This is a genomic window from Candidatus Palauibacter sp., from assembly GCF_965197445.1.
GTDB lineage: Bacteria > Gemmatimonadota > Gemmatimonadetes > Palauibacterales > Palauibacteraceae > Palauibacter.
On the sequence record NZ_CBDANE010000005.1, the window covers coordinates 1,588,504 to 1,613,138 of the forward strand.

The following is a 24,635-nucleotide window of genomic DNA, read 5'->3' on the forward strand; positions in this document are numbered from 1 at the left end:
GAGGTGTGAGATGACGTTGGGGACCAAAGCGAGATCGCCGCTGGCGCCGCGATCTTGGGCGACTGGAGTGGCGATCCTCGCACTCCCACTAATGATCGGTGCCGCCTCCCTGGCGGGCCAGGACGAGCGGAGTTGTGGAAGCCGGAGTGCGCTCGAGGTCACGGTCCTGGACGAGACGGGAACGGCGGTACGAGGGGCCACGGTGGGGGTCCGTTGGACTGACGTCGTTCGGAGGCCGGTCCGCCGGTCCACGGGCGCCGATGGCCGCCTCGTGATCTGCGCGCCGAGAGACGCGCGGAAGGCCACCGTGTGGGGGGAGGTGGGGACCGGCTCGAGCGAACAGGCCGTCGTCGAGTTCGGACCCGGGGAGACGCGTGAGATCGCGCTCCGGGTTCCCGCCCGGACGACCAGCCCGGGGCGGCTGGTGGGGCGCGTGTTCGACGCGCAGACGAAAGACGCGATCAGGACCGCGGCGGTGACCGTGGCCGGCCGCCCGGCCGCGGTCGAGAGCGACAGGTGGGGGCGCTTCATCCTCACCGGCGTGCCCGCGGGGCCGCACGAACTTCAGGTGCGGCGCCTCGGCTACGCGCCGCTCCGCCACACGATCAATGTCAAGTCGGGACTCGCGACGGAGGTGGAGATCGGGCTCGTTCCGGCCCCGGTGGAGATGGAGCCGCTCATCGCGACGACGACCTGGTCCCCGAGGCTCGAGACGAAGGGTTTCTACGATAGAAGGTACTGGGGCGAGATGCTGGGAATCGGCGAGTTCATCACCCAGGATTACCTGGAACGGTGGCGCCCGTATCGCATTAGCCAGCTACTGTCGAATCACACCGGGCTGCGTCTGCAACTCCTGCGGGCGAGGAGGTCGCCCTGGGATCCGCGCGGGGGCTGCCTCAGCATCTATCTGGACAACATGAACGTCACGAACCTTCCGATCGACACGATCGTGATCCCGAGCGAGGTTGCCGGCGTCGAGGTGTATCGTGCGCCCGTCTCGCTCCCGGCCGGGCTGATGCGATTCCAGTCCGGCTGCGATCTGGTCCTGATCTGGACGAAGTAGCGCGGCGAGAGTTCAGCGGTCGACAAACTCGGCTAAGTGCGTGGAGTCGAGGCGCGTTGTGTAGCGCGAGACCGCGACCATGGCGATCACGTTGCCGACCATGCCGTAGATCCCGGGGTGCACGCCGGCCGTCGCGGCCGCCGAGACCAGGTCGAGGCGCAGGCCGAGGTCAAGCAGGAACGCGATCGCGCCGCCGGTCACGAGGCCCCATAGCGCCCCCGCCCGGGTCACGCCGCGCCACAGGAAGGTCACGACGGTGAGCGGGAAGAGTTGCGCGATGAAGCCGTAGCTCAGCAGCAGCAGTTCCACGAGACTGAGTCCGGGGATCAGGGCGAGGCCGTACGCGACCGCCCCGACCGCGATCACCATTTTGCGGATCCAGCTGCGCTGCGCCGCGTCGTCGAGCGCCCCCGGCCGAAGGTTGCCCCAGAAGTCCCTCACCGCCACGGACCCCGCCGCGTGCAGGAGCGCGTCACCCGTGGACATCGACGCCGCGAGCGCTCCGGCGCAAAACAGTCCCACGATGAAGGGCGGAAGCCCGATCTGCGCCGAAGTCACGATGGTGGGGAGGATCGCGTCTGCGGGCTGGACCCCGGGGAAGGCGAGGACCCCGGCGAATCCGATGAAGAGGATGGGGACGAGGAAGAGCGCGAAGGTCGGATAGTAGACGACCGTCCGCTTGAGCGTGCCGATGTCGCGGGCCGTGTAGATCTTCATGAAATAGTGCGGCCACACGCTGAACCCGAAGGCGGAGATGGCGACGGAGCTCGAATACGCGCCCCAGCTCCACGGCTGTCCGTCCGCCCCCAGCCCCGGCCCCCGCAGCATGTCCGGGAGTCCGGCGGCGATCGCATCGAACATCGGACCCACGCCGCCGTGCAGCTTCCACGGCAGGTAGAGGCCGAGCCCCCACGCGAGCACCATCATGAACATCCCCTGGAAGGTGTTCGTCCAGCCGACCCCCAGGACGCCGCTCCGGAACACGTAGATGAGGACGACGCCATATGCGATCGCGGATCCGGCCCATTCCGGGACGCGGCCCTCGGTGACGACGTTGAACACGTAGCCTGCCCCCTTCATCTGAATCACCAGATAGGGGATGAAGGCGAAGATCGAGAGGACGGCGAGGATGGCCGGGATCGAGCGGCTGTTGAAGCGGTGCGCGAAGAGTTCGGCCTGCGTCACGTAGCCGAAGCGGCGGCCGAGCGCGGCGACACGCGGGCCGAAGAAGTACCACGGGACGAGCCCCACCGAGGCGTAGGCGAGGATGTAGAAGGCCGCGGCCCCGCGCGAATAGGCCCAGCCGGGCCCGCCGAGGAAGGCGAAGGCGCTGAACACCGAGGCGCCCATGATGAAGTAGAGGACGAGGAAGTTCAGCGAGCGGTCGCCGGCGACGTAGCCCTCGGTGCTGCTGACGCGTGACGCCCGGAGGCGAGCCCGATTGCGAGGGAGGCGAGCAGGTACCCGATCGTGACGAGGAAGACGACGAGCCAGGCGGGCATCAGCCGTGTCCTCCGCTCGCCGTGCCCGCGTCCCCATCGGGGGGGGCACCGCTCTCCGCCGCGTCCCGCTTCCGCTCCCACAGGTAGAACGCGAACAGGGCGAAGAAGGAGAGGAGAAGACAGACGACGACGTAGAAGAGCGAGAACGGCATCGCGAGCACGCGCGGCTCGATGGTGGCGAAGCGGGGGTAGACGGGCCACACGAGCGCCGCGAAGAGGAGCACGTAGAAGGCCGCGACGGCGACGGCGAGGGGACTGCGGTCCTGCGTCACGGCGCGGGGTTGGCGTGGATCGTCCATCGGCGAAAAAGGGTGGCTCGGTCCGGCCGGGTCAAGGCTCCGGTTTCGCCGCCGTCGGCCGGCAACGGTTGAGCGCGGGCGCGACGCGCCCGATCTTGGCTCATGCCCCCCACCCACGGAACGCGCCATCGCTTCGCCTTCGTCGCCGGCCTGCTCTGCGGCGGGCAGGCCCTGGCATCCGCCGGGTGCGCGCCGGCGCCTCCTTCGTCCGGAGCGGCGGACGTCTCCGTGAACGGCGAGGCGAAGCCATCCGCGGGGGATGCCGCCGCGCAGAGCGCGGATCTCTCCACCGGAACGCACGTCGTGCTGCTGGGGACCGGCACGCCGAACCCCGAACCGGCGGCCTCCGGCCCCGCCACCGCGGTGCTGGTCGACGGCCGGGCCTACCTCGTGGACGCGGGCCCCGGGATCGTGCGGCGCGCGGCGGAGGCCGCGGAGCGCTACGCGGTAGAGGGGCTCACGGCGGCGCGCCTCGACATCGCGTTCCTCACGCACCTGCACAGCGACCACACGGTGGGGCTGCCCGATCTCATCCACACGCCCTGGGTGGCGGAGCGGGAGGCGCCGCTGAAGCTGTTCGGACCTGATGGCACGGCGGCGATGGCCATGCATTTGACCGCGGCGTGGGAGGCGGACTTCGAAAACCGGCTCAGCGGCCGCCAGCCCGCGACGCCCGACGGGTGGCGGGTGGAGGCGGTCGACATCGACCCGGGCGTCATCTACGAGGACGACCGCGTCCGCGTGACCGCGTTCGCCGTCCCGCACACGGGCTGGCCCGAGGCCTACGGCTATCGCTTCGAGGGGGCCGGGCGTTCCGTCGTCATCTCCGGCGACACCGCTCCGACCGAGGCCATCGTCGAGATGTGCGCCGGGTGTGACGTGCTGGTGCACGAGGTGTACTCGGCCACGACGTTTCGCGACCGTCCGCCGGAATGGCAGGTGTATCACGCCCAGGCGCATACCTCGACCGTCGAACTGGCGGAGCTGGCGACGAGGGCGCGGCCCGGGATCCTCGTCCTCCACCACCAGCTGGGCTGGGGGGCGACGCCCGAGGGGATGGTCGCGGAGATCCGTGCCGCGGGCTACGAGGGGCCGCTCGCCTACGGCCGGGACCTTGATGTGTACTGAGACGCGTACTGAGACGCGTACCGGTTGGAGGATCGAGATCCGCGCCGCGCGCGCGGCGGTTGCCCCGGCGCTCGCGGTACTCGCGCTGGCGGGGTCGGCGGTCGCCGCGCCCGCGCCGGCATACTCGGCCCCGGGGTCGGCGAGGGCGGTCCGAGCGGACGCGGTTCAAGCGCGCGAGCCGCCCGCGCCGGCCTATGCCGCCGCGGCGATGCGGATGGCGCGCGACGCGCAGCGCGCGTTCGAGCACGTCAGGCGCCGCAACTTCCCGCGCGGCCCGCTGGTCAACCCGAAGTGCGGGGAGGGGATCGGACGCTTCTGCCTCGTCGAGGGTTGGGATGACGACGATTGGGTGCCGGTCCCGGAGGTGCAGGAGGTCGTAGCGGAGCGACTCGCCCTGATTGCGGTCCTCGACAGCGCCGCTCGGCTCGTCCCCGGTGACGAGTGGCTCACCGGGCAGCGCGTCGCCTACCGGCTGGAGGCCGGCCGCGCGGACGAGGCGCTCGCGCTCCTGGAGGTCTGCCACATGGAGGGTTCCTGGTGCGAGGCGGTGGCCGGATTCGTCCTCCAGGAGAGCGGCCGCTACGCGGAGGCGGAGGCGGCGTTCGCGCGGGCGCTCGGCCGGATGACCGAAGAAGAGCGCTGCGCGTGGACCGAACCCGGACCTGTGTTCGACCGCGGCACGCGCGGCCGTTACGAACGCTTCGCCTGCGGAAGCGCGCCGCGCCGCGCCGTGGAGCGCTCGTTCTGGCACCTCTCCGACCCGTTGTGGCTCGTGCCGGGACTTGAGCGGCGCTCGGAACACCTCGCCCGCCGCGTCCGCGCCGCGCTCCAGGCCGACGCCGCGAGCCCCTGGGGGATGCCGTGGGGCGACGATCTCACCGAGATCACGCTGCGCTTCGGCTGGCCCGCGGGGTGGGAGCGAGCGCGCCGCCGGCTCGTGGGCGTGCGCACCGACGAGCTCGTGTGGTCGCACCGCCTTCCGGGCGCGCAACGCTTCACGGTGTCGAGCCTCGGGACGGTGGACGATGGGCCGCTGTGGAACCTGGACGAACAGGACGCCCGCACGAGCTGGGCGCCGGCCTTCGGCGAAGTTCTGGAGCTGCCCCACCAGGTGGCCGGCTTTCGACGCGACGGGCGCCGGCGCGTGGTGGCGGCGTTCGCGTGGCCGGACTCGTTGCCCCCCTGCGATCTCGAGAGCGGTCTCTTCCTCGCCGACGCCCACGGCGTGACCGCCTCGCGCACCGGCCGCGGCGGCGGGCCGCTCGCGGTCGCGGAGCCCCGAGCAGCCGGACCCGCCACCCTCGTCGGCGTCGAAGCGCGCTGCGAACAGGAGCCCGGCGCCGCCCGTGCACGGATCCCCCTCACCGACGGCCATCCGTTGCTTTCCGACGTCCTGCTCCTGCACGCCGGCGGCGCCCTCCCTTCCACGCTCGCCGGGGCGCTGGCCCGCGCCCGAGCCGACCGCACCGCCCGGGCGGGCGAGACCCTGGCCGTCTACTGGGAGTGGTACGGCTCCCCCGCGCCCGCCGCCTCCCTCGAGGTTACGCTTTCCCTGGCGCGCGAGGGGAAGGGGTTCTGGCGCAGGGCACTCGAGTGGAGCGGCCTCGCCGGCCGCGACACGGAACAGGCCGGCATCCGCTGGCTTGAGGCGGCGCACCCCGGTGTCGAGGGGCGCACCGTCGAACTCCGCCTCCCCCTCCTCGACGAAGGGCGGTACCGCCTGACGATCCACGTCCTTTCCCCCGCGCACGGAGAAGCCGAGTCCAGCGCCGAAATCGAAATCGTCGTCGCGCCCCCGCCCGCCGCCGTGCGGCAAAGCGGGACCGTCGGCGCGGGGCCCCAGCTCGTTCCCGACCCAACCCACTCCACACAAGGAGCCGGCCCGTGATGCGTGCCACGATCGCCCGCGCCATCGTCCGCGTTGTCGTCCCCGCGGTCGTTTCCGTCCTCGCTGCCGCCGTGCTGGTTTCGGGGTGCGGCCAAGCCGGCGAGCTGGCGGAACCGGACGCTGTGGCCACCACCGGACGCACGCCGCAGTTCGAGAACGAGCATGTGCAGGTATGGAAGAGCGTGATCGCGCCCAACCAGCCGCTCGAGATGCACCGCCACGACAACCCCCGCGCAATCATCGCGCTCAAGGGGGGGACGCTCACCGTGGTTAGCGACGCGGGGGAACGGCGCGAGATGACGTGGGAGACGGGCCGGGCCTATTGGCTCGACGCCGATCCTCCGAGCGAACTCCACGGAGACGTGAACATGGGCCCCGAACCCGTCGAGGTCATCGTCGTGCAGCTGAAGGGCGTTGGCCCCGGGCCACCCACGCCATGACGGGCCCGCCCGGTGCTTGTGGCCGCGATCTCGAGGGGGGAGAATATTCCGGCCCCCGCGCGACGACACGATCCACCCCGCAGCCGATACCGGAGGCCCATATGAACCCCCGCGCCCAACTCCCGCGACGCCCCGGCCCCGCCCTCGCCCTCACCCTTGCCCTCGCCGCAGCCGCGTCCGCGGGCTGTGCGGGGGACGGTTCGTCTCCCGCGGCCTCGACCGCCGGTCTCGAGCCGGACGAAGTACTCGCCGACTCGCTGATCGGCGCCTGGGTGGACGCCGCGGGCGGCATGGCGGCGTGGGAGAGCATCGAGTCGGCCCGCTATACGATCACCACCGTGTGGTACGACTCGGTCGGCGAGATCCGGCGCATGCGCCCGCGACGGGTCGAGTACCGGAAGGTGAACGGCGTCGAGCAGACGCGGATCGAGCGCCCCGAGGCCGAGGGTCTCTACGTCCAGACCTTCACGGGCTCCGACATGTGGGCCACGCTCAACGAGCGTCTCCTCGAACCGGGTATCCGGGCCTGGGACGAGTCCGAATACGTGGGACGCGACGTCGTGTACTGGTTCGGGCTCCCCTACAAGCTGTTCGATCCCGGCGTCAACCGCCGGGCGGGCCCGTGGGAGGACGGCGGGTACGAGGTCCGGATCACCTTCGGCGACGGTGTGGGGCTCCAGTCCGGCGACCGCTACTTCTACTACTTCCTGGACGACGACCCCTACCCGGAGCAGGTGCATTACATCTCCCAGGGAAGAGGCGAGGAGAGCCGGGCGCGTATGTACTGGGACGGATACGATGAGGTCGGCGGCTTCACGTACGTCATCTCCCGGCTCTATCGGGATACGGAGATGAACCCGACCCGCGAACTTCGCCACGATGACGTCGAACTGAACCCGGTCCTGTCGGACTCCATCTTCCAGCGTCCGGCCTCGTAGCGTGCAGCAACTCAAGCAGACATTGCTCCGGCTGCTGGACGCTCCCGGGCCCTCGGGGTTCGAGAACGCGGCCTCCGAGGTGTGGCGGGACATCGCCCGCGAGTTCGCCGACGACGTGTGGACGGACGTGCAGGGCAATTCGTTCGCGTCCAACGCGGCTGAGGGCGCCCCGACGGTGATGCTGGCCGGTCACGTGGATGAGATCGGCATCATGGTCCACTACATCGACGATGAGGGATTCCTGTACGTCCGCGGCGTGGGAGGATGGGATGCGCAGGTGCTGGTGGGCCAGCGGATCGAGTTGCTCACGCGCGACGGGCCGCTCCCGGGTGTGGTGGGCCGCAAAGCCATCCACCTCATGAAACCGGAAGAGCGTACACAGGCCGTCAAACTCTCCGACCTGTGGCTGGACATCGGCGCGGCCAGCGGGGACGACGCGCGCCGGCTGGTCGCGATCGGCGATGTGGGCACGATCCGGTCCGAGACCGTAATCATCGGCGACACGATCGTCGTGGCCCGTTCGGTGGACGATCGGTCCGGCACGGCCGTCGTGCTCGAGGCTCTCCGGCGTCTCTGCGGCCGGCCCATCGCTCCACGCGTCGTGGCCGTGGCGACCACGCACGAGGAGATCGGCGCGCACCTCGGGGGCGGCGCGCGAACGAGCAGCTTCCAGCTGAATCCGGAGGTCGCGATCGTCCTCGACGTGACGCACGCGACGGATCATCCGCACGCGGACAAGAGGGAATACGGCGATGTCCGGCTGGGATGCGGTCCCGTGCTCAGCCGGGGTGCGGTCCTCAACCCGCGTCTCGTTGACGGGCTCGAGGAGCGCGGCTCGGCGGGTCGGCACGGACATCCAGTGGCAGGCGACACCCTCGGCCACCGGGACCGATGCGGATGACATCTTCACTACCCGCGCCGGGATTGCCACGGCCCTGGTCTCCATTCCCAACCGGTATATGCACAGTCCGAACGAGCTCGTGGATCTGACGGATCTGGATGCGGCCGCCGAACTGATCGCGGAATACCTGACCGCGCTCGACGAGAGCGTGGACTTCAGCGCGGGGTAGGCCGCGCCATGCCGGACGGGAGGGCCAGCGATCCGAGCCGGGCCGTCGAAGACTACCTGAAGGCGGTGCACAAGCTGCAGCAGGAGGCCGGGGGCGAGGCCGTGTCGACGACGGCGCTGGCCGAGGAGCTGGACCGCTCGGCGGCGTCCGTCACGAACATGGTGAAGGGTCTTGCCGCGCAGGAACTGCTCAGCCACACGCCCTACCACGGGGTGGTCCTGACGGCTGCGGGCAGGGCGGCGGCGCGCCGGATCATCCGCCGGCACCGCGTGATCGAACTCTACCTCATCGAGCGGCTCGGGTTCTCGTGGGAGGACGTGCATGCCGAAGCCGAACGCCTCGAGCATGCCGCCTCCGAAGCGCTCATCGACCGGATGGCGCAGGCACTGGGCGAGCCCTCCATCGACCCTCACGGCAGCCCCATCCCGACCCGCGACGGAAAACTGGCCGCGACCGAGTGGGTTCCACTCGCCGAGCTGGAGGGTGGGAGCCGCGGCGTCGTGCGCGAAGTCTCGGACCAGAGTCCGCAGACGTTGCGCGAACTCGCCACGCTGGGGCTGTTCCCGGGCACCCGCATTCGCTGCGTGGGCGAGCGCGACGGCGGCGGCGCGCGCCTCGAGATCGGAGACCGCTCGTTCGAGGTCGCGCCCGGCCTGGCAAGCGCCGTGTTCGTGGAGCGCGAGCCCTAGCAGCAGTCCAGAAGCGCGGGGAGGACGGTTCCGGCCTCGCCGCGAAGCGCTATGGTGGCGGCTTCGGTGAGCGCCGTCGATCGCACGTTGACCTCCACGATGTGGCCCCCGGACTCACGCGTCGCGAGCGGGAGGGCGGCAGCGGGGTAGACCACAGCGCTCGTGCCGACCACGAGGCAGAGGTCGGCCCGCTCCGCCAGGAGACGGGCCCGCTCCAGCACCTCGGGATCCAGCGTCTCTCCGAACAGGACGACGTCCGGGCGGCGCAGGTCTCCGCACGACGCGCAGCGGGGCAGGGAGTCGGCGAGGGGCTCGGCCGGCCAGCGCGTCTCGCAGCCGTTGCAGCGGTCGCGGCCCACGGCGCCGTGAAGCTCGATCGGGAGGGCCGGGTCGGGCGGAGCATCCCCCGCCTCTTCGAGGGCGGCGTGGGTGTGGAGGCCGTCCACGTTCTGGGTCACCAGCCCTGCCTCGCCGCGCTTCAGAAAGAAGCGGGCCAGCGCGCGGTGTCCGGCGTTGGGTCGGCAGCGGCTGAGTCTCGACCGGCGCCACGCGTACCACTCCAGGACGGTGCGGGGATCCCGAATTAACGCCTCTGGCGTGGCCAGTTCCTCCGGCCGATACGACCTCCACAGCCCTCCCGCGTCGCGGAACGTAGGCACCCCCGACTCGGCGGAAATGCCCGCACCGGTGAGGGCGACCACACGTCCCGCTTCGCGCACGAGCCTGCGCGCCTCTCGCCATTGACCCTGTTCCATCGCCCACCGATCTTGTGTCGCCGACCCCTGCCTCGGGCCCGCACGCCGCGCCGCCCGCACGCCGCGCCGCCTGCGAACGACGCGATCCCGAACCCTCTGCCAGACGAAATTCCGAGAATAACCGGAGAACGGACGATGAACGCGTGAGCATGAGAATCAAGGCCCAGGGAGACACGTGGCGAGCGGAAATCGCCGAGGAGGGCGGGGAGCGTGTGGTCGTCTTCTTCTGCACCAGCACCGACCAGCGGCCCTACCGCGTGGTCCGCGTCGACGCCGATCAGTACGCCGGGAGCGACTTCGAGGACATTACGGAGGAGGCACTCGAGGCGTTGTTCGAGGCCTCGCGCTCGATGGGAATTCCTCGAGAATATCCGAGCTACGGGCATTGAACGCCGAGGTCGCCGGCCGAGGGGGGCCGGACGACGGAAGCACTCGGAGCATCGACCTCCACATGCATTCGACGCAGAGCGACGGGACGGTCGCGCCGGCCGAAGTCGCTCGTGCCGTCGCGGAAGCCGGTCTGGTGGGGTTCGCCCTCACCGACCACGACACGACGGCGGGCCTCGACGAGGCGCAGGACGCGGCTCGAACACACGGTCTCCGTTTCCTGCCCGGCGCGGAGCTGTCCGCGAACGAGCCCGGACGGTCGGTGCATCTGCTGGCTTTCGGTTTCGACAGGACGGATGCCGAGCTGCAGGACTTCCTGAGCCGCTATCGCAAGGACCGGATCCGGCGCGCGCGCAGCATCGTCGAACGGCTGCAGTCGCTCGATGTTGCGGTGACCTACGAGGATGTGGAGCGTCAGGCCGGCGCCGCGGCCCCGACCCGGGCGCATCTGGGCCGAGCCGTCGTGGCGTGCGGTGAGGTACCCGACATCAACGAGGCGTTTCGGCTCTATCTCTCAAACGGTCGTCCGGCCCACGTCACCAAGCAGCGGACGCCGCCGCGCGTCGTGTTCGAGAAAGTCCACCGAGCGGGGGGGATTGTGTGCCTCGCGCATCCGGGCACCACACACGGCGAAGATGACGTGCGACGGTGGGCAGGCGAGGGTCTGGACGGTGTCGAGGTCGTGCATCCGGCGAACCCACCCGCCGTGCAGAGCCGCATGAATGCGCTGGCCGCCGAGCTCGGACTGCTGAGGTGCGGAGGCTCGGACTGGCACGGGCCGGACGCGGGCCGGCGAGGTCAGCCGGGCTGGGCGCATGTACCCGAGCGGTGGCTGGATGCGATCGGTCGGCGTTCCAGCTGCGGGGTCACGTAGAACACCTCCAGGGCGTGCTTATCTTCACGGGCTCCACGCCTGAGATCGAAACCGGTTATGTTACAGCCGTCGGGCTTCGTTGCAGGAGCGGAGAGAGCAGGTTGACGCGGCGGGCACCGCAGCGGGTTCCCGTCCGGGAGGTGCAGGCGGTATGAGCGAGACAATCCGGGCCGAGCGGTCGGTCGACCCCATCGTGAAGCTGACCCGCGAGGCGGCCGAGAAAGTCAGGGAGTTCCAGGCCGGGGCGGAGGCCGAGACGGTGCTGCGGGTGAGCGTCATACCCGGCGGCTGCTCGGGGTTCGAATACGGACTGGACATGGATACCGTCGTGCGCGACGACGACTTCAGCTTCGAGTCCGAGGGGGTGCTCGTGGTGATCGATCCGTTCAGCGCGCAATACCTGGCCGGCCTTTCCATCGGGTACCACAGTTCGTTTCAGGGCACCGGATTCACGTTCGAGAACCCGAACGCCACCGGGAGCTGCGGCTGCGGGACCTCCTTCGCCGTCTAGTGTGAAGCCCGGGCCCCCCTATCGGGTCGGGCTGACCGGGACGGTCGCGGCCGGAAAGAGCGCCGTCGCCCGCCGGCTGGCGGAATGGGGCGCTACGGTCATCGACTCCGACGAACTCGCGCGCGAGCTTGTGCAGCCCGGATTCCCGGCCTTCGCCGGGATTCGCGATGCATTCGGCGAAGATGTTATCGGGTCCGACGGCACCATCGACCGGGAGGTCCTTGGCCGGCTGGTCTTCGAGGACGATGCGGCCCGTGCCACGCTCGAACGCATCTCCCACTCCGGTATCCGCGAACTGCGGGCGCGTCTCATTGCCGAAGCGACCGCCGCCGGCGCGCGGGTGATCGTGGAGGAAGTCCCCCTGCTGTTCGAGGTCGGTCTCGAAGCCGACTACGACGTGATCGTCGTGGTCGACGCGCCGCAGCCCCTGCGCCAGGCCCGCGCCCGGACGTCGCGCGGCTGGTCCGCAGAGCGCTTCGCGGCGATCGATGCCGCCCAGCTGCCGGGGACCGAGAAGCGGCGGCGGGCGCACCGGGTCCTCGACAACGCAGGCAAGCCCGAGGAGCTGGACGCAGCGGTCCGTGAACTCTGGAAGGCCGTCCTGAGCGCGGCGGCCGAGGGGCGGGAAGACCTTGAGTAGCACTCGAGTGGCGGTCCCCGAGATGGGGCGAGCGCGAGCGGCGAAGCTGGAGGCCATCCGGCGCCGCCTGCGAGAGGCGTCATCCGTCGTACTCACGACCCACGTGAACCCCGATGGGGACGGCATCGGAAGCATGGTCGCATTGGCGTCGCGGCTCATGCGCCAGGGCGCGGAGGCCACCATCATCACCCCGAGCCGCGTCCCGGAGTCTCTGCGTTTCCTGCTTACGGACGTGCCGGCGCTAGTGGCCGAGGACCCGTCGGCGGCGGACCCGTTGAACGGGGCGGACACGATCGCAATCCTCGACACGGCCGAGCCAAAGCGACTCGGCCGTCTTCCCGATCATGCACTTCGGACGGGCGGGGTCCTGATCGACCATCACCCCCCCGTCGGTCCCCCCCTCGTGGAGCCGGCGATCCGCGATCCATCGGCTTGCGCCACGGGGGAGCTTGTCTTCGACCTGCTGTCGCTCGACGACGAGCCGGTAACGGCGGTGGAAGCGCGAGCGCTCTACGCGGCGATCGCCACGGACACCGGCTCATTCCGTTTCTCGAACACGGTCTCGAGGACACATGCGATCGCCAGCGTGCTGCTGGACTCCGGCGTGGATCCCGGTGCGATGTACCGGGCGCTGTACGGCGTCTATAGCCGCGGCCGGCTGGCGCTGATCCGGCTGGCCATCGAGCGTCTGGAAGTCGACCCGCGCGCACCCATCGCATGGATCTCGCTGGACCACCGGGCTCTGTCGAGAACCGGGGCGCGGGGCGAGGACATGGAGGGACTCGTCGAGTTCCCGCGGCGTCTCGAGGGTATCGAGGTCGGCCTGATGTTCCGCGGCCTGTCCCGGGCCCGGACCAAGGTTTCCTTCCGTTCAAACGGCGAGGTGGACGTGTCGGAGGTCGCTCAGCTCCTGGGTGGCGGGGGCCACACGAAGGCGTCCGGCGCCCTCATCGAACTCGACCTGGAAGAGACGGTACGGGTCGTGCTGGACGAGTTGCGCCCCCTCGTGGAAAAGGTCGCGGCCTCCGGTTGAAGTAGCGTTCGAATTGCTTCGCGACGGGCGCCTCGCGTATGTTGAAGGCGTGCCGTTACGTTCGGGGCTGCCAGTGCGAAGGGCCCGGGGTGGGGACTCGGCGGGGAGGTGAAATGGGCGTGAAGACGGCTGATCATGCAGCGCAGGTACGGAACGGGTCCACGGTCGACCCGGGATCCCGCGCGGCCCGACTCGGAGACCTCAGTCAGCGGGTGCCTCCGCCGCGCATCGCCGATGTCTGGCTCTTTCCTCCTCTCCCTCAAGTCGAGGATTCGTCCGAGTTTCTCCTCTTCACGAGCATCCTCGAGAACGGTGGACGTGCGTTGTACAGCGCCCGCATGGTCCCGGCCAACGGGACTCCCCCGCATCAGGTAGTCGTCGAACACGGGCGCGCGCCGGCGGACCGCGTACCCGGCCTCGTGGCCGGCCTGCAGCGGAGATTGGGCCAGCCCAATCCGGCCCGCCATGTATCCATCGATGGCGACGGGGCGCGCTGGGAAGCGTTCGTGGAGCAATCACGGGAGGCCGACGCGGCGGATTGATCGCGCCCTACGGCGTCGCTAACTTCGGAGAGTATCCGAGGGCCGGCCGCGCAGGTCGGGCCGCAGTTGTTAAGCTCCAAACGGTGTGATATTCCAGTGAGCCCTCCCGAGGGACCGACTCCAGGCGTAACTCCGAAAGAGTTGCGCCGTGCCCTGGAAGCCGGGGGACACCGCTTTACCACGCAGCGTGCGGCCGTGTACCACGTACTGTCGGCCACGACGGCGCATCCGACCGCGGACGACGTGTTCACTTCCGTCCGCGAACGGGTCCCGGATATCAGCCTCGCAACCGTCTACAAGGCGCTGGAGGCCTTCGTCACCTGCGGCGTTGCGCGCAAGTTGTCGCTCGGCGCCGGGCCCGCGCGATACGACGGCCGCACCGACGATCACGAGCACATCCGCTGCCTCTCCTGCGGACGAGTGCAGGATATCGAAGGCCCGCGCCCCAGCGACTGGATGGCAGGCCTCGCCGAGATGACGCCTTTCGATGTCGTCGGATACCGGCTCGAGCTGGAGGGGTACTGCCCCGACTGCCTGCACTGAGCGAGGCGGATCTGCCCGGCGCCCTCGCCGGGCACATGTGGACCGACCGGCGCAACTTTCTCGACCTCCCGCCGGAACTCTGCAACTGGGAGACGGCGAGCGTGGTCATCCTGCCGATCCCCTACGAAGCCACCACCAGCTGGGGGACCGGCACGCGCGAAGGCCCCGCGGCGATCATCGAAGCCTCTCGGTATCTCGAATGGTACGACGAGGAACTCGACCGCGAGCCGTACGAAGCCGGGGTCTGCACGCTTCCCGCGATCGACCTCGGCACGGTGGGTCCCGAACCTGCGATCGCGCGGCTCCGGGCCCTGTACGACGACCTGCTCGAGGCAGCCGGAGACCGCTTCGTGATCGGATTGGGCGGGGAACATTCGATCTCGAGCGCTCCGGCCACCGCGTGGGTCGACCGGCTCGGCGGCGACGTGACGATCCTCCAGTTCGACGCTCATACGGACCTCAGGGACCGTCACCACGACTCGCCCTGGAACCACGCCTGCGTGATGCGGCGCGTCCTGGAGCGGACCCGGAACATTGTGTCCGTGGGGATCCGGGCGCTCACGCTGGAGGAACGAGGCGTCATCCGGGAGCACGGGATCGAGGTGGTCTTCGCACACGAGATGCGACACCCCGGCTGGGTCGAGCGGGCGGTCCGGGCGTTAGGCAAAAACGTCTATATCACGTTTGACGTGGACTTCTTCGACCCCTCGCTGATGCCGGCCACCGGCACGCCCGAACCCGGCGGGGGCGGATGGTGGGACGCGCTGGACCTTCTCTCCCGGGTGTTCCGTGAACGCAACGTGGTGGGGGCGGATGTGGTCGAACTCGCACCTCGCCGCGGCGAGGAAGCGTCCGCCTTCACGGCAGCGAAACTCGCCTACAAGATGATCGGTTTCTGGTCGGAGGGTCGCTGAGTCGGACGGTCGCCGAGTCAGCCGCTCGCGACGCGGCGGCGCTCGATGCTCTCGAGTTCCTCCGCCACGAGTTGACGACGCAGTAGCCGGGCGTAGGTGCCGTCGGCCGCGATCAGGTCCTCGTGAACGCCGCGCTCCACGAGTTGTCCGTCATCGAGGACGAGGATCAGGTCGGCGGTGCGGACGGCGGACACCCGGTGCGAGACGATGATCGATGTCCGCCCCGCCATGTAGTCGCGCAGGGCGCCGAGAATCGCCGTTTCCGTCTCCGAGTCCACGGCGGAAAGCGCGTCGTCGAGGATCAGAACCGGCGCGTCGCGGTGGACGGCGCGAGCCAGTGTGGCGCGTTGTTTCTGCCCCCCGGAGAGATTGATTCCGCGCTCGCCCAGACGCGTGTCGATGCCCTCGGGCAGAACGGCCAGCGTCTTGGCGAGCTGTGAGACCCCGAGCGCGCTGCGGAGTTCTCCCGAGACCGGGGCTCCGAGTTCGTCCCCGCCGGGGCGGAGTTCGATATTCGTTCTGAGCCGCATGCTGAACAGGAAGGGTTCCTGCGGGACGAAGGCGATCGAGTCCCGGAGCGCCCCGAGCTCGAGCTGACGGATGTCGACTCCGTCCAGCCGGATCGTCCCCTCGGTCACGTCGTAGAGTCGGGGGATGAGGGCAGCCAGCGTCGACTTTCCGCTGGCGGTGGCGCCGACGATGGCGACCGTTTGACCGGGCTCGATGCGGAACGAGATATGTCGAAGCACGTCCCGTTCGCTACCCGGATACCGGAACGAAACGCCATCGAACTCCACTGCCCCGCGCGACGACGTCAACGGGACCGGGGTCTCCGGATCGCGGATCTCGGGAACGATCTCGAACAACTTGTTGAGCCGGCCCATCGAGGCGGCGCCGCGCTGGAAGAGGTTGGTCACCCAGCCGAGGGCGATCATGGGCCACATCAGCAATGTGAGGTAAAACGAGAAGGCGACGAAGTCGCCGAGCGAGATCGCGCCGCGCACGACCTGTCCGCCCCCGAACCACAGGACCACAACGGCGCCCACGCCCGTGAAGAGCATCAGCGACGGATGAAACAGTCCCCACACCCGGGCGAGACCCAGGTTCAGCGCCTTGTAGTCGCGATTCAGGGCCCCGAACCGGTGCGCCTGGGCGTCCTCGCGCACGTAGGCTTTCACGATGCGGGCGCCCGCCAGGTTCTCCTGGGCGAAGTTGGATATCTCCGAGAACTGGGCCTGGATCTTCTCGAACCGCTCGTGGATCTGACGCCCGAACAGGACGACCGCCGGAGGAAGGACGGCCATCGGGATCATGGCCCACAGCGTGAGCAGCGGGTCGATCCAGATCATGAGCCCGAGAGCGAGCGAGGCGACGGCGGCGGTGTTGACCGCGTACATGATCGCGGGACCTGCGACCATGCGGACTGCCTGTACGTCGTTGGTGGCCCGGCTCACCAGATCGCCCGTACGCCATGTGTCGAAGAACTGCGGCGGGAGGCGCAGGATGTGAGCGAAGAGGGCGCTCCGGATGTCGGTTTCCATGCGCCGGCTGAGGCCGTTGAGGAGCTTGCGCATCCAGTACCGTGTGACGCCGGCCACGAGCGAGATTGCGGCAAGCACCGCAGCGTATCGCAGGATAAGTTCGGGACGGAGTTCCTGTTCCAGCGCGTCGATGGCCATCTTGAGTACGTAGGGGGCCGCGACCGTGAACAGATTGCTCAGGATGACGAGCATGAGCCCGACCGCGATTCCCAAGCGGTACGGGCGGAAGTAGGGTAGCAGCGTTCGAAGCGATCTCAAGACATCTCCGGGTGGAACCGGCGGAGGTGTGTGCCCGGCCGGACTCGACGGCCGACCGCGGAACCGGCCGGCGGTCGACGGTGTTGCTTTCTCCGGCAACGGAGACTGCGCAACGCACTGTCGAACGTATGCAGGGGCTGCGGGCCGTACAACGACACCGGCTGTTCAAGGAAACAGGAAGGGACGTGAAAATGACTATGAAGCGGAGCAGCGTACGTATCGCGGTGCCGGGCCCGGCGGCACTCGTCACGATCGGCCTGATGGTGCTGGGTTGCGCTCCCGAGGTCGTTCCCGAAGCGGAGTCGGGCGGGGCCGCGGAGGAGAGCCCGGCGGGAGCCGCGTCGCCAGTGCGGCGGGCTCCGACCCCACCCGTGGCCGGGCTGACGACTTCAGAGCCCGGGGGCGCCCCCGAGATCACGTACACCATGATTTCCGTGCAGACCGGGGCCGAACTGGAGATCGAACTCCTCGATCCGATCAGCCCGACAGATCATCGCCCCGGCGACCGGTTCAGGGCCGGCGTGACCCGGCCGGTAATCGAGAACAACATGGTTCTGGTGCCGCTGAATTCGCTCGTGCACGGGGAGATTACCGCGGTGGAGATGTCGGGAGGGGAGAGCGGAGCCGCCCTCGTGAAGCTCCATTTCATGGACGTCTTCTTCAACGGGAAGGAATGGGCCATGTCGGCGTCCGTCGTCGAGGTGCAAGCGGCAGCCGGGGTTGACCACCCGGCGGGCGGGGCGCAGGGGCCGATGCTCGGCCGCATCATCGGCGGCCACCGCGAAGGGACCATCGTCGGCGCTGCGGCTGGCGCCGTACCCGGAACGGCGATCCTCCTGTCGGCCGGAGAGGCGGATTCGGGGCTCCCCGCGGGGACGATCCTCAGGCTGCGGCTCGATGAACCGCTGGTCTTCGGCATCCCGAACATCTGAGTCCGGTGCCGCGCCGCCCCTCGCTACCTCGCGAGGCGTGGCGGGACGCCAACCTTGGGGCAATCGGACCCGAGCGGGCACGCTTCGCACCGCGGAGTTCTGGCGACGCAGAGCGAACGCCCGAACGTGATCAGCAACATGTGCATGCGGAATCGCTCGTCGGCGGGGACGCGGCGCGCGAGCGCCTGATAGGTATGGTCCGCCGAAGCCTTCGGGGGAACCCAGGCCAGGCGCCGCGCGATTCGCAGGACGTGTGTGTCGACCGGGAGCACCGGTCGCCGGAGCGAGAAGCAGAGTACGCAGGCGGCCGTCTTGACCCCCACGCCGCGGAAGGTCGTCAGGTAGGCGATCGCTTCCCCGTCGTCCATGTCTCTCAGGTGGTCGAGCGAGAGACGCCCCACTTCCGCGGCGAGTCTCTCGAGAGCGTTGCGGATCGCCGGCACTTTCTGATTCGCGAGTCCGGCGACGCGGATTGCGTCCTCCAGTTGCTCCGGGGTGGCGCGCCGCACCGACTCCCAGCAGATGGGCCCGGGCCCGACGGACCCTCGCGGCGCGACCGGGGTGTTCGTCTGCGCGCTGCGTGGAAACCGCCGGGCGAGGCTCCGCCAGGCGCGGTCCCGGTTCTCATCGGTCGTCGACTGGCTCAGGATGGTCAGGACCAGTTCGTCGAGCGGGGCGAGCCGCGGCTTGTCGGGTATGGAGAGCCGTTCGGAAAGGCGCCTGAGGACGACGTCGACGTCCGGGCTCCGCGGCGTGTCCGGTGCGGAACTCACTCTGGTGTGTCCCCTCCTCTTCGCACCGGCGCGACTCCCGCGGCCAGGGCGAACCCTCTAGGTTGGGCGCCAAATGTACCCGAACGCCGCAGATCGCAGCAACGAGACGAGAAGTCGTTGGGTCCCCGCCTGACGGAGGCGCGCAATCCGCGTACCGCCTCCATCGATCGAGCCGACAGCGCGACCATCGTGCACCTGATCCAGGCTGAAGACCGCGCGGTGCCGGAGGCCGTGGGCTCCCAGGCGGCTGCCATCGCTCGCGTGGTGGACGAGGTTGTCGAGCGCTTCCGCCGCGGCGGGCGCCTCATCTACGTGGGCGCCGGCACGAGCGGTCGCCTCGGGGCCCTCGACGCGACGGAGTGCCCGCCCACATTCGGAGTCCAACCGGATCTGGTACGGGCCATCATCGCCGGAGGTCCGGGTGCGCTCGTGCGGACCGCGGAGGGCGCTGAGGACTCGCGAACCGGCGGTGCGGAGGCCGTACGGGAACTCGGCGTCAAGCCGGCGGATCTGGTGCTCGGGATCGCCACGTCGGGGACGACGCCGTACGTCCTCGGGGCACTGGACGAGGCGGCAGCGCTCGGGGCCGGCACGGCCTTCCTCGGCTGTGCCGAGCCCTCCGACGAGGTGGTCGGCCTGGCGGACCACCTGATTCTTCCTCTCGTGGGTCCGGAAGTCATCGCGGGCTCGACGCGGTTGAAGGCCGGCACCGCGACCAAACTGGTACTCAATACGATTACTACGGCAGCAATGATCCGGACGGGCCGCGTATACGAGAACCTCATGGTCGACCTCCGCGCGCGGTCGGCGAAGCTCGTCGATCGTGGGATCCGGATCTTCAGAACGCTCACGGGCGAGTCACGCCGGGAAGCGCGACACGCGCTGATCCGCACGGGTGGTGCCGTGAAGACCGCGCTCGCCATGCACGCGCTCGACGTCGACCGGGCTCTCGCAGAGCGCTACCTGGACTGCGTGGACGGCTTCCTCGGCCTGGCGATCGAGCGCTTCAGCAGTGCGGAACGCCCGTCCTATGGCGGCTATCCGGAGGCACCCGGCTGGCCCGACAGCGCCGCGCTCCTCGAGCGGCTGCGCGCCGCGCCCGCACACCTCGTCGACGCCCAGGCGGAGGGGGCGGCGGCGGACGCCGAGGGGCATCGTGTGCCAGCCGACCCGACTTCCTGGACGCCGGGCCAGCATGCCGCGCACCTGGCGGCGTTTGAGCGGGAGGCCGTGCGACCACGTCTCGAGTGCTGGTTCGACGATCCGGGCGAGGGGGAGGGGATCAGGGTATTCGACGACTGGACGGCCCGCGTTGCGCCCGCGGTGGAGACCGACTTCGAGGCTGCGGCGGAAGCCTTCGCCGCGGCGCGCGCGGCCACGGCTGCGGTAATCCCCGAACCGGTCGACGCCGCGCTCACCCGGCGCGCGCGAATCGGAGACGAGACCGTGACGCTGTACCAGTTCCTGCGCGGCGTGGCCCAACACGACGCGGCGCACGAAGAGAGGGTCCGCGAGCGCGTCCACCCCGCGCTGCTGTCCGGAGCGGACGCATGACCCTCTGGGCGGGCGCCATGTCGGGCACGTCGCTCGACGGCATCGATGTGGCCGTCGTCGAGACCGAAGGTGCCGGCGAACGGCCGGAGAGTTGGCGCCTCGTCGCCTTCCGCACCGAATCCTACGACGCCGCGACGCGGCGTCGGATCGGCCGCGCGATTACGTCGGGCAGCGCGGCATCGGTCTGCTCTCTCGACTTCGAGTTGGGAGCGAAGATCGGCCATGCGGTACTTCGGACACTGGCTTCGGCGTCGCTGGAGCCCGACGAGATCGAGGCGGTCGGCAGCCACGGACAGACGATCTGGCATGAACCGCCGACAGCGACGGGAGGAGGCGCCACGCTGCAGATCGGCCAGCCGGCGGTCATCGCCGAGAAAACCTCGTGCCCCGTCGTGTCGGATTTTCGGGCGCGGGACATGGCGGCGGGCGGGGAGGGAGCACCGCTAACGGCCTACACCGACTGGCTGCTCTTCCACGACGAAGAATCACGTGTGATCCAGAACATCGGAGGGATCGGCAACGTGACCGCACTCCCGGCCGCGTCTAGCGGTGCGGCGCCGCAGGCCTACGATACCGGGCCCGGCGGGGTGCTGATCGACGGAGCCGTCGAGCACCTGACCGGAGGCGCGTCCAGCTTCGACCTCGACGGAAGACTTGCACGCCGTGGCACGGTGAACGAGCGCGCACTGGCGGAATGGCTCGCGGATCCCTTCTTCTCCCAGCCGCCCCCCCGGTCGACCGGACGTGAGCGGTTCTCGCGGGGGCGGTTACTCGACTGGCTGAACCGACACGCGACGCTCTCCGCCGAAGACAGGGTTGCGACGCTCACCGAGCTGACGGCGCGGTCGATCGCCGACGCCTATCGCTGGATCGAGCAGGCGCCGTCGGCCTGCTATCTGTGTGGAGGGGGCGCCCGCAACCCGGTCCTGGCGGCACGTCTGGGCCGACTTCTGGCGCCGATGCCGGTCCGGGACCTGTCGGCTCTGGGCCTGGACGCGGACGCCCGTGAAGCCGTGGCCTTCGCGCTGCTCGCGCGGCAGCGCGCCCTGGGCTTTCCGGCCAACGCCCCTTGGGCGACCGGCGCGGAGGGTCCCCGCCTGCTCGGTGTGTGGACCCCGGCATGACACCTCCCGGCGTCGATCCGGCGCGGGTCGTCATCGAAGCGCTCCGGCTCGACCGCTGGTCTCCAGATGAGGTGGAGGTGCGCGCCGACCGGGCCCTCGAACTCGGCGTGGGAGGGTTCATCCTGTTCGGCGGAGAGGCTGAACAAGTCGGGCGTCTCGTCGAACGTCTCCGCAATGATGCGGGGCGGTCCCTATGGATCGGCGCGGACCTCGAGCGGGGGGCGGGCCAGCAGGTCCGCGGCCTGAGCGAATTCCCGCCGCCCGCGGCGCTCGCCGCACATCCGTACCCGGAGGAGGCTGCGACGACCGCGGGCCGAACCACAGCGGAGGAAGCGCTCTCAGTGGGGATCAACTGGGTGATTGCCCCGGTGCTCGACCTCGACGCGGAGCCCGACAATCCCATCATCGCCACGCGGAGTTTCGGGCCCGATCCCGGGCGGGTCGGCGAACTCGGGGGTCGATGGATCGAAGCATGCCAGTCCACCGGGGCGATCGCGTGCGCGAAGCACTTCCCCGGCCACGGAAGAACGAAGGACGACTCGCACATCGGCCTTCCCACGGTCGATTTCCCCGCCACGCTCCTCGAGGACGACCTGGCTCCGTTCGCGGCCGTGTCCGACCGGGTCGGGAGCATGATGGTGGCCCACGTCTCCTACCCGGCGCTTGGAGGGGGGCGGGCGGCCACCGTGTCGCCGGACATCGTGTCCGGGCTTCTGCGCGGTCGCCTGGGTTTCGAAGGCATCGTCTCGACCGACGCCATGATCATGGGCGGCGTCGGCCGAGACGATGCGGGGGCTGCGGTGGAAGCGCTGAAGGCCGGCTGCGATCTCGTCTGTTACCCCGGTGACGCGGGCGCGACCATCAACGCCCTGGAGCGCGCCGCCGCGGACCCGACGTTCGCAACCAGGCTGGAGGACGCCGCCGGCCGCGCCGATCGCGTGTGTCCACCGGGCGCGATGGCGTCGCGAGGCGGGGCGTCCCACGGCGGTTGGGAGTCGGTAGCGTTCGCATGCGATACGATCGTCGGTGACCGCGAAGTCGTGCGGGGCTGGAGACCTGATGTCCCGACCCGCGTCGTCGGCGTATCGGACGATCCGGACGTGGGGCCCCCGGCGGGACGCGCCGGCCCCCTCGGCACGATCGTCGCCGACGAGTTGCGCTCGGCCGGCTGGAGCATCTGTGCGGGACCGGAGGCCCGGCAGTGCGTTGTCGTGCTCGCCGCCACGCCCCGCAGCTGGAAGGGCCGCGGCGCACCATCGACCCGGGCCCTGAACGAGGCGCGCGCTCTCGTCGGCTCCGCCCGGCGGGGGATCGTCGTCCTGCTTGGTCACGCGCGCTGGCTCGAGACGCTGGGCGCGCCCGCAATCTGCGCCTGGTCCACCGAGACGGTGATGGAACGGGCGGCCGCCGCCTGGCTGAGAGCGGGGACGCGGCCCTGAGCCCTGCAGACTGGTGGGTCGTCGGGATCTATCTGGCGCTCACCTTCGGCGTCGGCCTGTGGCTGTCGCGCCGCGCGCGCGGGAGCGTCGTCGATTTCTTCGTCGGTGGCCGCGCCCTCCCGTGGTGGCTCGCCGGCACCTCGATGGCCGCGACCACCTTCTCGGTCGATACGCCACTCTACGTCTCCGCGCTCATCGCCCGGAGGGGAATCGCAGGTAACTGGGAGTGGTGGTCCTTCGGGCTCTCTCATCTTCTCCTCATCTATCTGTTCGCTCGCCTCTGGCGTCGAGCCGAGGTCGTAACCGATGTGGAGTTGACGGAACTTCGGTACGGAGGACGGCCCGCCGCGGTCCTGCGCGCCACACGCGCCTTCCTGTTCGCGGTCCCCATCAACTGCATCGCGATCGGGTTCGTGATGCTCGCCATGCGCAAGGTCGTCGAGGCGCTGGGACTGCTTCCCGACCTGTCCGGGTGGATGCCGGGCGACGAGCGGCTGTGGGCGGTCGTGGCCCTCTCCGTGTTCGTGCTCGCCTATGCCGGGGTCGCCGGACTGTGGGGGGTCGTCGCCACCGACTTCTTCCAGTTCTTCCTGGCTCTGTTCGGGGCCCTGCTCGTCGCCGGTTTCGCGCTGGCCGAGATCGGCGGGGTCGCGGAACTGAAGGCACAGCTCGCGGCCGCGGGGCGCAGCGACGTGCTGGAGATGACGCCCGCGCCGGGTTCCGAGTCGCTGCCGTTCGGGACCTTTCTCGCCTACCTGGGCATCCAGTGGTGGGCCTTCCGGCGCTCCGACGGGGGAGGCGAATTCGTACAGCGCCTGCTCGCCTGCCGCTCGGAAGCGGACGCCGAACGAGCCGCCTGGTGTTTCGTGTGGCTTCACTATGTAGTCCGGGCCTGGCCGTGGGTGTTGGTCGGACTCGTCGCGGTGGTCGTGCTCCCGGACCTCGCCGACCCCGACCTGGGCTATCCCATGCTCATGCTCAGGTATCTGCCCGCCGGCCTCCTGGGGCTGGTCGTCGCCTCCTTCTTTGCCGCCTTCATGTCGACCGTCTCGACTCAGATCAACTGGGGCGCGAGCTACGTGGTGAACGACCTCTACGCTCGCTTCGTCGCCCCCGAAGCCTCGTCCGCGCGGCTCGTGTGGGTCGGCCGGCTGGCCTCCGCGGTGATCGTCGCCTTCGCGACGACGGCGGCGTTCTTCGCGGACGACATAGGAGCGCTGTTCCGCTTCATGATCGCCATCGGCACCGGACCGGGTGCGGTGCTGATCCTGCGCTGGTTCTGGTGGCGCGTGAACGCGTGGGCCGAACTGGCCGCGATGCTGGCGGGGTTCGCGATCGCGGTCTGCTCGTACCTGCCCGCGTTCGGTTCGATGGAGTTCGGGACGAGGCTGGCGGTAACCGCCTTCGGCTCGGCGGCCGTCTGGCTTCCCGTGATGTGGTTCACGCGGGCCGAACAGGACGCCACTCTGCTCGAGTTCTACCGGCGGGTCCGACCGGCGGGGCCAGGCTGGCGCGCGATCCGGGCGCGCGCCGGAGTCGAACCGGATCTTCCGCTCGGGACGGCGCTCCTGCGAGCCGCGGCCGCCACCCTGCTACTGTTCGGAACGATGTTCGCCCTGGGCGGCGCGGTGCTGCTGGAACCGCGAACCGCCGCCCTCGCCGCCGCTGTGGCCGCTGTGGGCGGGGCCAGCCTCTGGGCCCTCCGCGGCCATCGCCCTCGAGCCGTGTGAGCGGGTCCGATCCACGAGGTCCGGCCCCGAAGCCGGAGCATGGGGGCGCGCCCGGCTTGATTTCCTCC

The 24,635-nt window shown here is 69.8% G+C and carries 25 protein-coding genes and 1 pseudogene; 21 read left to right on the forward strand and 5 right to left on the reverse strand.

Annotated elements, in window-relative coordinates:
* Positions 1–91: 91 nt before the first annotated feature.
* On the forward strand, positions 92–1,063 hold the full coding sequence (locus ACN9M6_RS14235; RefSeq protein WP_419163543.1) for a carboxypeptidase regulatory-like domain-containing protein: 972 nt from the start codon (positions 92–94) through the stop codon (positions 1,061–1,063).
* 12 nt (positions 1,064–1,075) lie between these two features.
* Here the strand turns inward: ACN9M6_RS14235 and ACN9M6_RS14240 are convergent, their stop codons facing one another.
* Positions 1,076–2,614 carry a sodium:solute symporter family protein gene (locus ACN9M6_RS14240; protein WP_419163544.1) on the reverse strand — a complete coding sequence of 513 codons (1,539 nt, stop codon included), beginning with the start codon at positions 2,612–2,614 and terminating at the stop codon, positions 1,076–1,078.
* A complete protein-coding gene (locus tag ACN9M6_RS14245; RefSeq protein WP_419163545.1) occupies positions 2,565–2,837 on the reverse strand; it encodes a hypothetical protein in 273 nt (90 codons plus the stop codon). Before ACN9M6_RS14245 ends, ACN9M6_RS14240 begins: the two co-directional genes overlap by 50 nt.
* A gap of 129 nt (positions 2,838–2,966) precedes the next feature.
* On the opposite strand from ACN9M6_RS14245, the gene ACN9M6_RS14250 reads away from it, so the two are divergent.
* The 7 genes and pseudogenes from ACN9M6_RS14250 to ACN9M6_RS14280 all read left to right on the forward strand — a co-directional run bounded on the left by ACN9M6_RS14250 (position 2,967) and on the right by ACN9M6_RS14280 (position 9,017).
* Positions 2,967–3,992 (forward strand): MBL fold metallo-hydrolase, encoded by a 1,026-nt coding sequence (locus ACN9M6_RS14250; RefSeq protein WP_419163546.1) that lies wholly within the window; start codon positions 2,967–2,969, stop codon positions 3,990–3,992.
* Complete coding sequence (locus ACN9M6_RS14255; protein WP_419163547.1) at positions 3,982–5,880, forward strand: hypothetical protein; 1,899 nt, start codon at positions 3,982–3,984, stop codon at positions 5,878–5,880. Before ACN9M6_RS14250 ends, ACN9M6_RS14255 begins: the two co-directional genes overlap by 11 nt.
* The gene (locus tag ACN9M6_RS14260) at positions 5,877–6,320 is read left to right on the forward strand and encodes a hypothetical protein (RefSeq protein ID WP_419163548.1); all 444 of its coding nucleotides are present in this window, start codon (positions 5,877–5,879) and stop codon (positions 6,318–6,320) included. Before ACN9M6_RS14255 ends, ACN9M6_RS14260 begins: the two co-directional genes overlap by 4 nt.
* Before the next feature lie 101 nt (positions 6,321–6,421).
* Positions 6,422–7,258, forward strand: a complete 837-nt coding sequence (locus ACN9M6_RS14265; protein WP_419163549.1) for a hypothetical protein — start codon at positions 6,422–6,424, stop codon at positions 7,256–7,258.
* 1 nt (position 7,259) lies between these two features.
* Complete coding sequence (locus tag ACN9M6_RS14270) at positions 7,260–8,159, forward strand: M42 family peptidase (protein WP_419163550.1); 900 nt, start codon at positions 7,260–7,262, stop codon at positions 8,157–8,159.
* Positions 8,113–8,214 (forward strand): annotated as a pseudogene (locus ACN9M6_RS14275) (hypothetical protein); the annotation flags it as partial. The gene ACN9M6_RS14270 and the pseudogene ACN9M6_RS14275, both read left to right, overlap by 47 nt.
* 122 nt (positions 8,215–8,336) lie before the next feature.
* Complete coding sequence (locus ACN9M6_RS14280) at positions 8,337–9,017, forward strand: metal-dependent transcriptional regulator (RefSeq protein WP_419163551.1); 681 nt, start codon at positions 8,337–8,339, stop codon at positions 9,015–9,017.
* Here the strand turns inward: ACN9M6_RS14280 and ACN9M6_RS14285 are convergent.
* Positions 9,014–9,772, reverse strand: a complete 759-nt coding sequence (locus tag ACN9M6_RS14285) for an SIR2 family NAD-dependent protein deacylase (RefSeq protein ID WP_419163552.1) — start codon at positions 9,770–9,772, stop codon at positions 9,014–9,016. The two genes, ACN9M6_RS14280 and ACN9M6_RS14285, sit on opposite strands and share 4 nt — an antisense overlap.
* A gap of 143 nt (positions 9,773–9,915) precedes the next feature.
* On the opposite strand from ACN9M6_RS14285, the gene ACN9M6_RS14290 reads away from it, so the two are divergent.
* From ACN9M6_RS14290 to speB, 8 genes are all read left to right on the forward strand, one after another.
* Positions 9,916–10,161 (forward strand): hypothetical protein, encoded by a 246-nt coding sequence (locus ACN9M6_RS14290; RefSeq protein WP_419163553.1) that lies wholly within the window; start codon positions 9,916–9,918, stop codon positions 10,159–10,161.
* Between the two features lie 62 nt (positions 10,162–10,223).
* Positions 10,224–11,033, forward strand: a complete 810-nt coding sequence (locus ACN9M6_RS14295; protein ID WP_419163554.1) for a PHP domain-containing protein — start codon at positions 10,224–10,226, stop codon at positions 11,031–11,033.
* Between the two features lie 151 nt (positions 11,034–11,184).
* Positions 11,185–11,544 (forward strand): HesB/IscA family protein, encoded by a 360-nt coding sequence (locus ACN9M6_RS14300; protein ID WP_419163555.1) that lies wholly within the window; start codon positions 11,185–11,187, stop codon positions 11,542–11,544.
* A gap of 1 nt (position 11,545) precedes the next feature.
* Entirely contained in the window at positions 11,546–12,184 is a 639-nt protein-coding gene (gene coaE / locus ACN9M6_RS14305) for a dephospho-CoA kinase (protein ID WP_419163556.1), read from the forward strand.
* Positions 12,177–13,217 (forward strand): DHH family phosphoesterase, encoded by a 1,041-nt coding sequence (locus ACN9M6_RS14310; protein WP_419163557.1) that lies wholly within the window; start codon positions 12,177–12,179, stop codon positions 13,215–13,217. The genes coaE and ACN9M6_RS14310 overlap by 8 nt, the downstream gene beginning before the upstream one ends.
* A 119-nt stretch (positions 13,218–13,336) precedes the next feature.
* On the forward strand, positions 13,337–13,759 hold the full coding sequence (locus tag ACN9M6_RS14315) for a hypothetical protein (RefSeq protein ID WP_419163558.1): 423 nt from the start codon (positions 13,337–13,339) through the stop codon (positions 13,757–13,759).
* Between the two features lie 141 nt (positions 13,760–13,900).
* On the forward strand, positions 13,901–14,302 hold the full coding sequence (locus ACN9M6_RS14320) for a Fur family transcriptional regulator (protein WP_419163559.1): 402 nt from the start codon (positions 13,901–13,903) through the stop codon (positions 14,300–14,302).
* A gap of 35 nt (positions 14,303–14,337) precedes the next feature.
* Positions 14,338–15,216: an agmatinase gene (gene speB, locus ACN9M6_RS14325; protein WP_419163560.1), complete on the forward strand. Its 879-nt coding sequence runs from the start codon at positions 14,338–14,340 to the stop codon at positions 15,214–15,216.
* 17 nt (positions 15,217–15,233) lie between these two features.
* On the opposite strand, the gene ACN9M6_RS14330 is transcribed toward speB, so the two are convergent.
* Positions 15,234–17,015 (reverse strand): ABC transporter ATP-binding protein, encoded by a 1,782-nt coding sequence (locus ACN9M6_RS14330; RefSeq protein WP_419163561.1) that lies wholly within the window; start codon positions 17,013–17,015, stop codon positions 15,234–15,236.
* Between the two features lie 185 nt (positions 17,016–17,200).
* On the opposite strand from ACN9M6_RS14330, the gene ACN9M6_RS14335 reads away from it, so the two are divergent.
* Positions 17,201–17,947, forward strand: coding sequence for a hypothetical protein (locus ACN9M6_RS14335; RefSeq protein ID WP_419163562.1), 747 nt, complete (start codon positions 17,201–17,203; stop codon positions 17,945–17,947).
* 23 nt (positions 17,948–17,970) lie between these two features.
* Here the strand turns inward: ACN9M6_RS14335 and ACN9M6_RS14340 are convergent, their stop codons facing one another.
* Positions 17,971–18,720 (reverse strand): endonuclease III domain-containing protein, encoded by a 750-nt coding sequence (locus ACN9M6_RS14340; RefSeq protein ID WP_419163563.1) that lies wholly within the window; start codon positions 18,718–18,720, stop codon positions 17,971–17,973.
* Between the two features lie 117 nt (positions 18,721–18,837).
* Between ACN9M6_RS14340 and murQ the strand changes: the two genes are divergently transcribed.
* From murQ to ACN9M6_RS14360, 4 genes are read left to right on the forward strand one after another with little or no spacing between them, the layout of a single operon-like run.
* Positions 18,838–20,274, forward strand: coding sequence for an N-acetylmuramic acid 6-phosphate etherase (gene murQ / locus ACN9M6_RS14345; protein ID WP_419163564.1), 1,437 nt, complete (start codon positions 18,838–18,840; stop codon positions 20,272–20,274).
* Positions 20,271–21,398: an anhydro-N-acetylmuramic acid kinase gene (locus tag ACN9M6_RS14350; RefSeq protein WP_419163565.1), complete on the forward strand. Its 1,128-nt coding sequence runs from the start codon at positions 20,271–20,273 to the stop codon at positions 21,396–21,398. Before murQ ends, ACN9M6_RS14350 begins: the two co-directional genes overlap by 4 nt.
* Entirely contained in the window at positions 21,395–22,837 is a 1,443-nt protein-coding gene (locus tag ACN9M6_RS14355) for a glycoside hydrolase family 3 N-terminal domain-containing protein (RefSeq protein WP_419163566.1), read from the forward strand. Before ACN9M6_RS14350 ends, ACN9M6_RS14355 begins: the two co-directional genes overlap by 4 nt.
* A gap of 56 nt (positions 22,838–22,893) precedes the next feature.
* The gene (locus ACN9M6_RS14360; protein ID WP_419163768.1) at positions 22,894–24,567 is read left to right on the forward strand and encodes a sodium:solute symporter family protein; all 1,674 of its coding nucleotides are present in this window, start codon (positions 22,894–22,896) and stop codon (positions 24,565–24,567) included.
* Positions 24,568–24,635 lie beyond the last annotated feature (68 nt).

What these genes read in the sequence shown, in the direction of transcription:
- ACN9M6_RS14235 (WP_419163543.1), top strand. Translation starts at nt 92, where the DNA reads ATGATCGGTGCCGCCTCCCTGGCGGGCCAGGACGAGCGGAGTTGTGGA.
- ACN9M6_RS14250 (WP_419163546.1), top strand. Translation starts at nt 2,967, where the DNA reads ATGCCCCCCACCCACGGAACGCGCCATCGCTTCGCCTTCGTCGCCGGC.
- ACN9M6_RS14255 (WP_419163547.1), top strand. Translation starts at nt 3,982, where the DNA reads ATGTGTACTGAGACGCGTACTGAGACGCGTACCGGTTGGAGGATCGAG.
- ACN9M6_RS14265 (WP_419163549.1), top strand. Translation starts at nt 6,422, where the DNA reads ATGAACCCCCGCGCCCAACTCCCGCGACGCCCCGGCCCCGCCCTCGCC.
- ACN9M6_RS14280 (WP_419163551.1), top strand. Translation starts at nt 8,337, where the DNA reads ATGCCGGACGGGAGGGCCAGCGATCCGAGCCGGGCCGTCGAAGACTAC.
- ACN9M6_RS14285 (WP_419163552.1), bottom strand. Translation starts at nt 9,772, where the DNA reads ATGGAACAGGGTCAATGGCGAGAGGCGCGCAGGCTCGTGCGCGAAGCG.
- ACN9M6_RS14295 (WP_419163554.1), top strand. Translation starts at nt 10,224, where the DNA reads ATGCATTCGACGCAGAGCGACGGGACGGTCGCGCCGGCCGAAGTCGCT.
- ACN9M6_RS14300 (WP_419163555.1), top strand. Translation starts at nt 11,185, where the DNA reads ATGAGCGAGACAATCCGGGCCGAGCGGTCGGTCGACCCCATCGTGAAG.
- speB (WP_419163560.1), top strand. Translation starts at nt 14,338, where the DNA reads ATGTGGACCGACCGGCGCAACTTTCTCGACCTCCCGCCGGAACTCTGC.
- ACN9M6_RS14350 (WP_419163565.1), top strand. Translation starts at nt 20,271, where the DNA reads ATGACCCTCTGGGCGGGCGCCATGTCGGGCACGTCGCTCGACGGCATC.
- ACN9M6_RS14355 (WP_419163566.1), top strand. Translation starts at nt 21,395, where the DNA reads ATGACACCTCCCGGCGTCGATCCGGCGCGGGTCGTCATCGAAGCGCTC.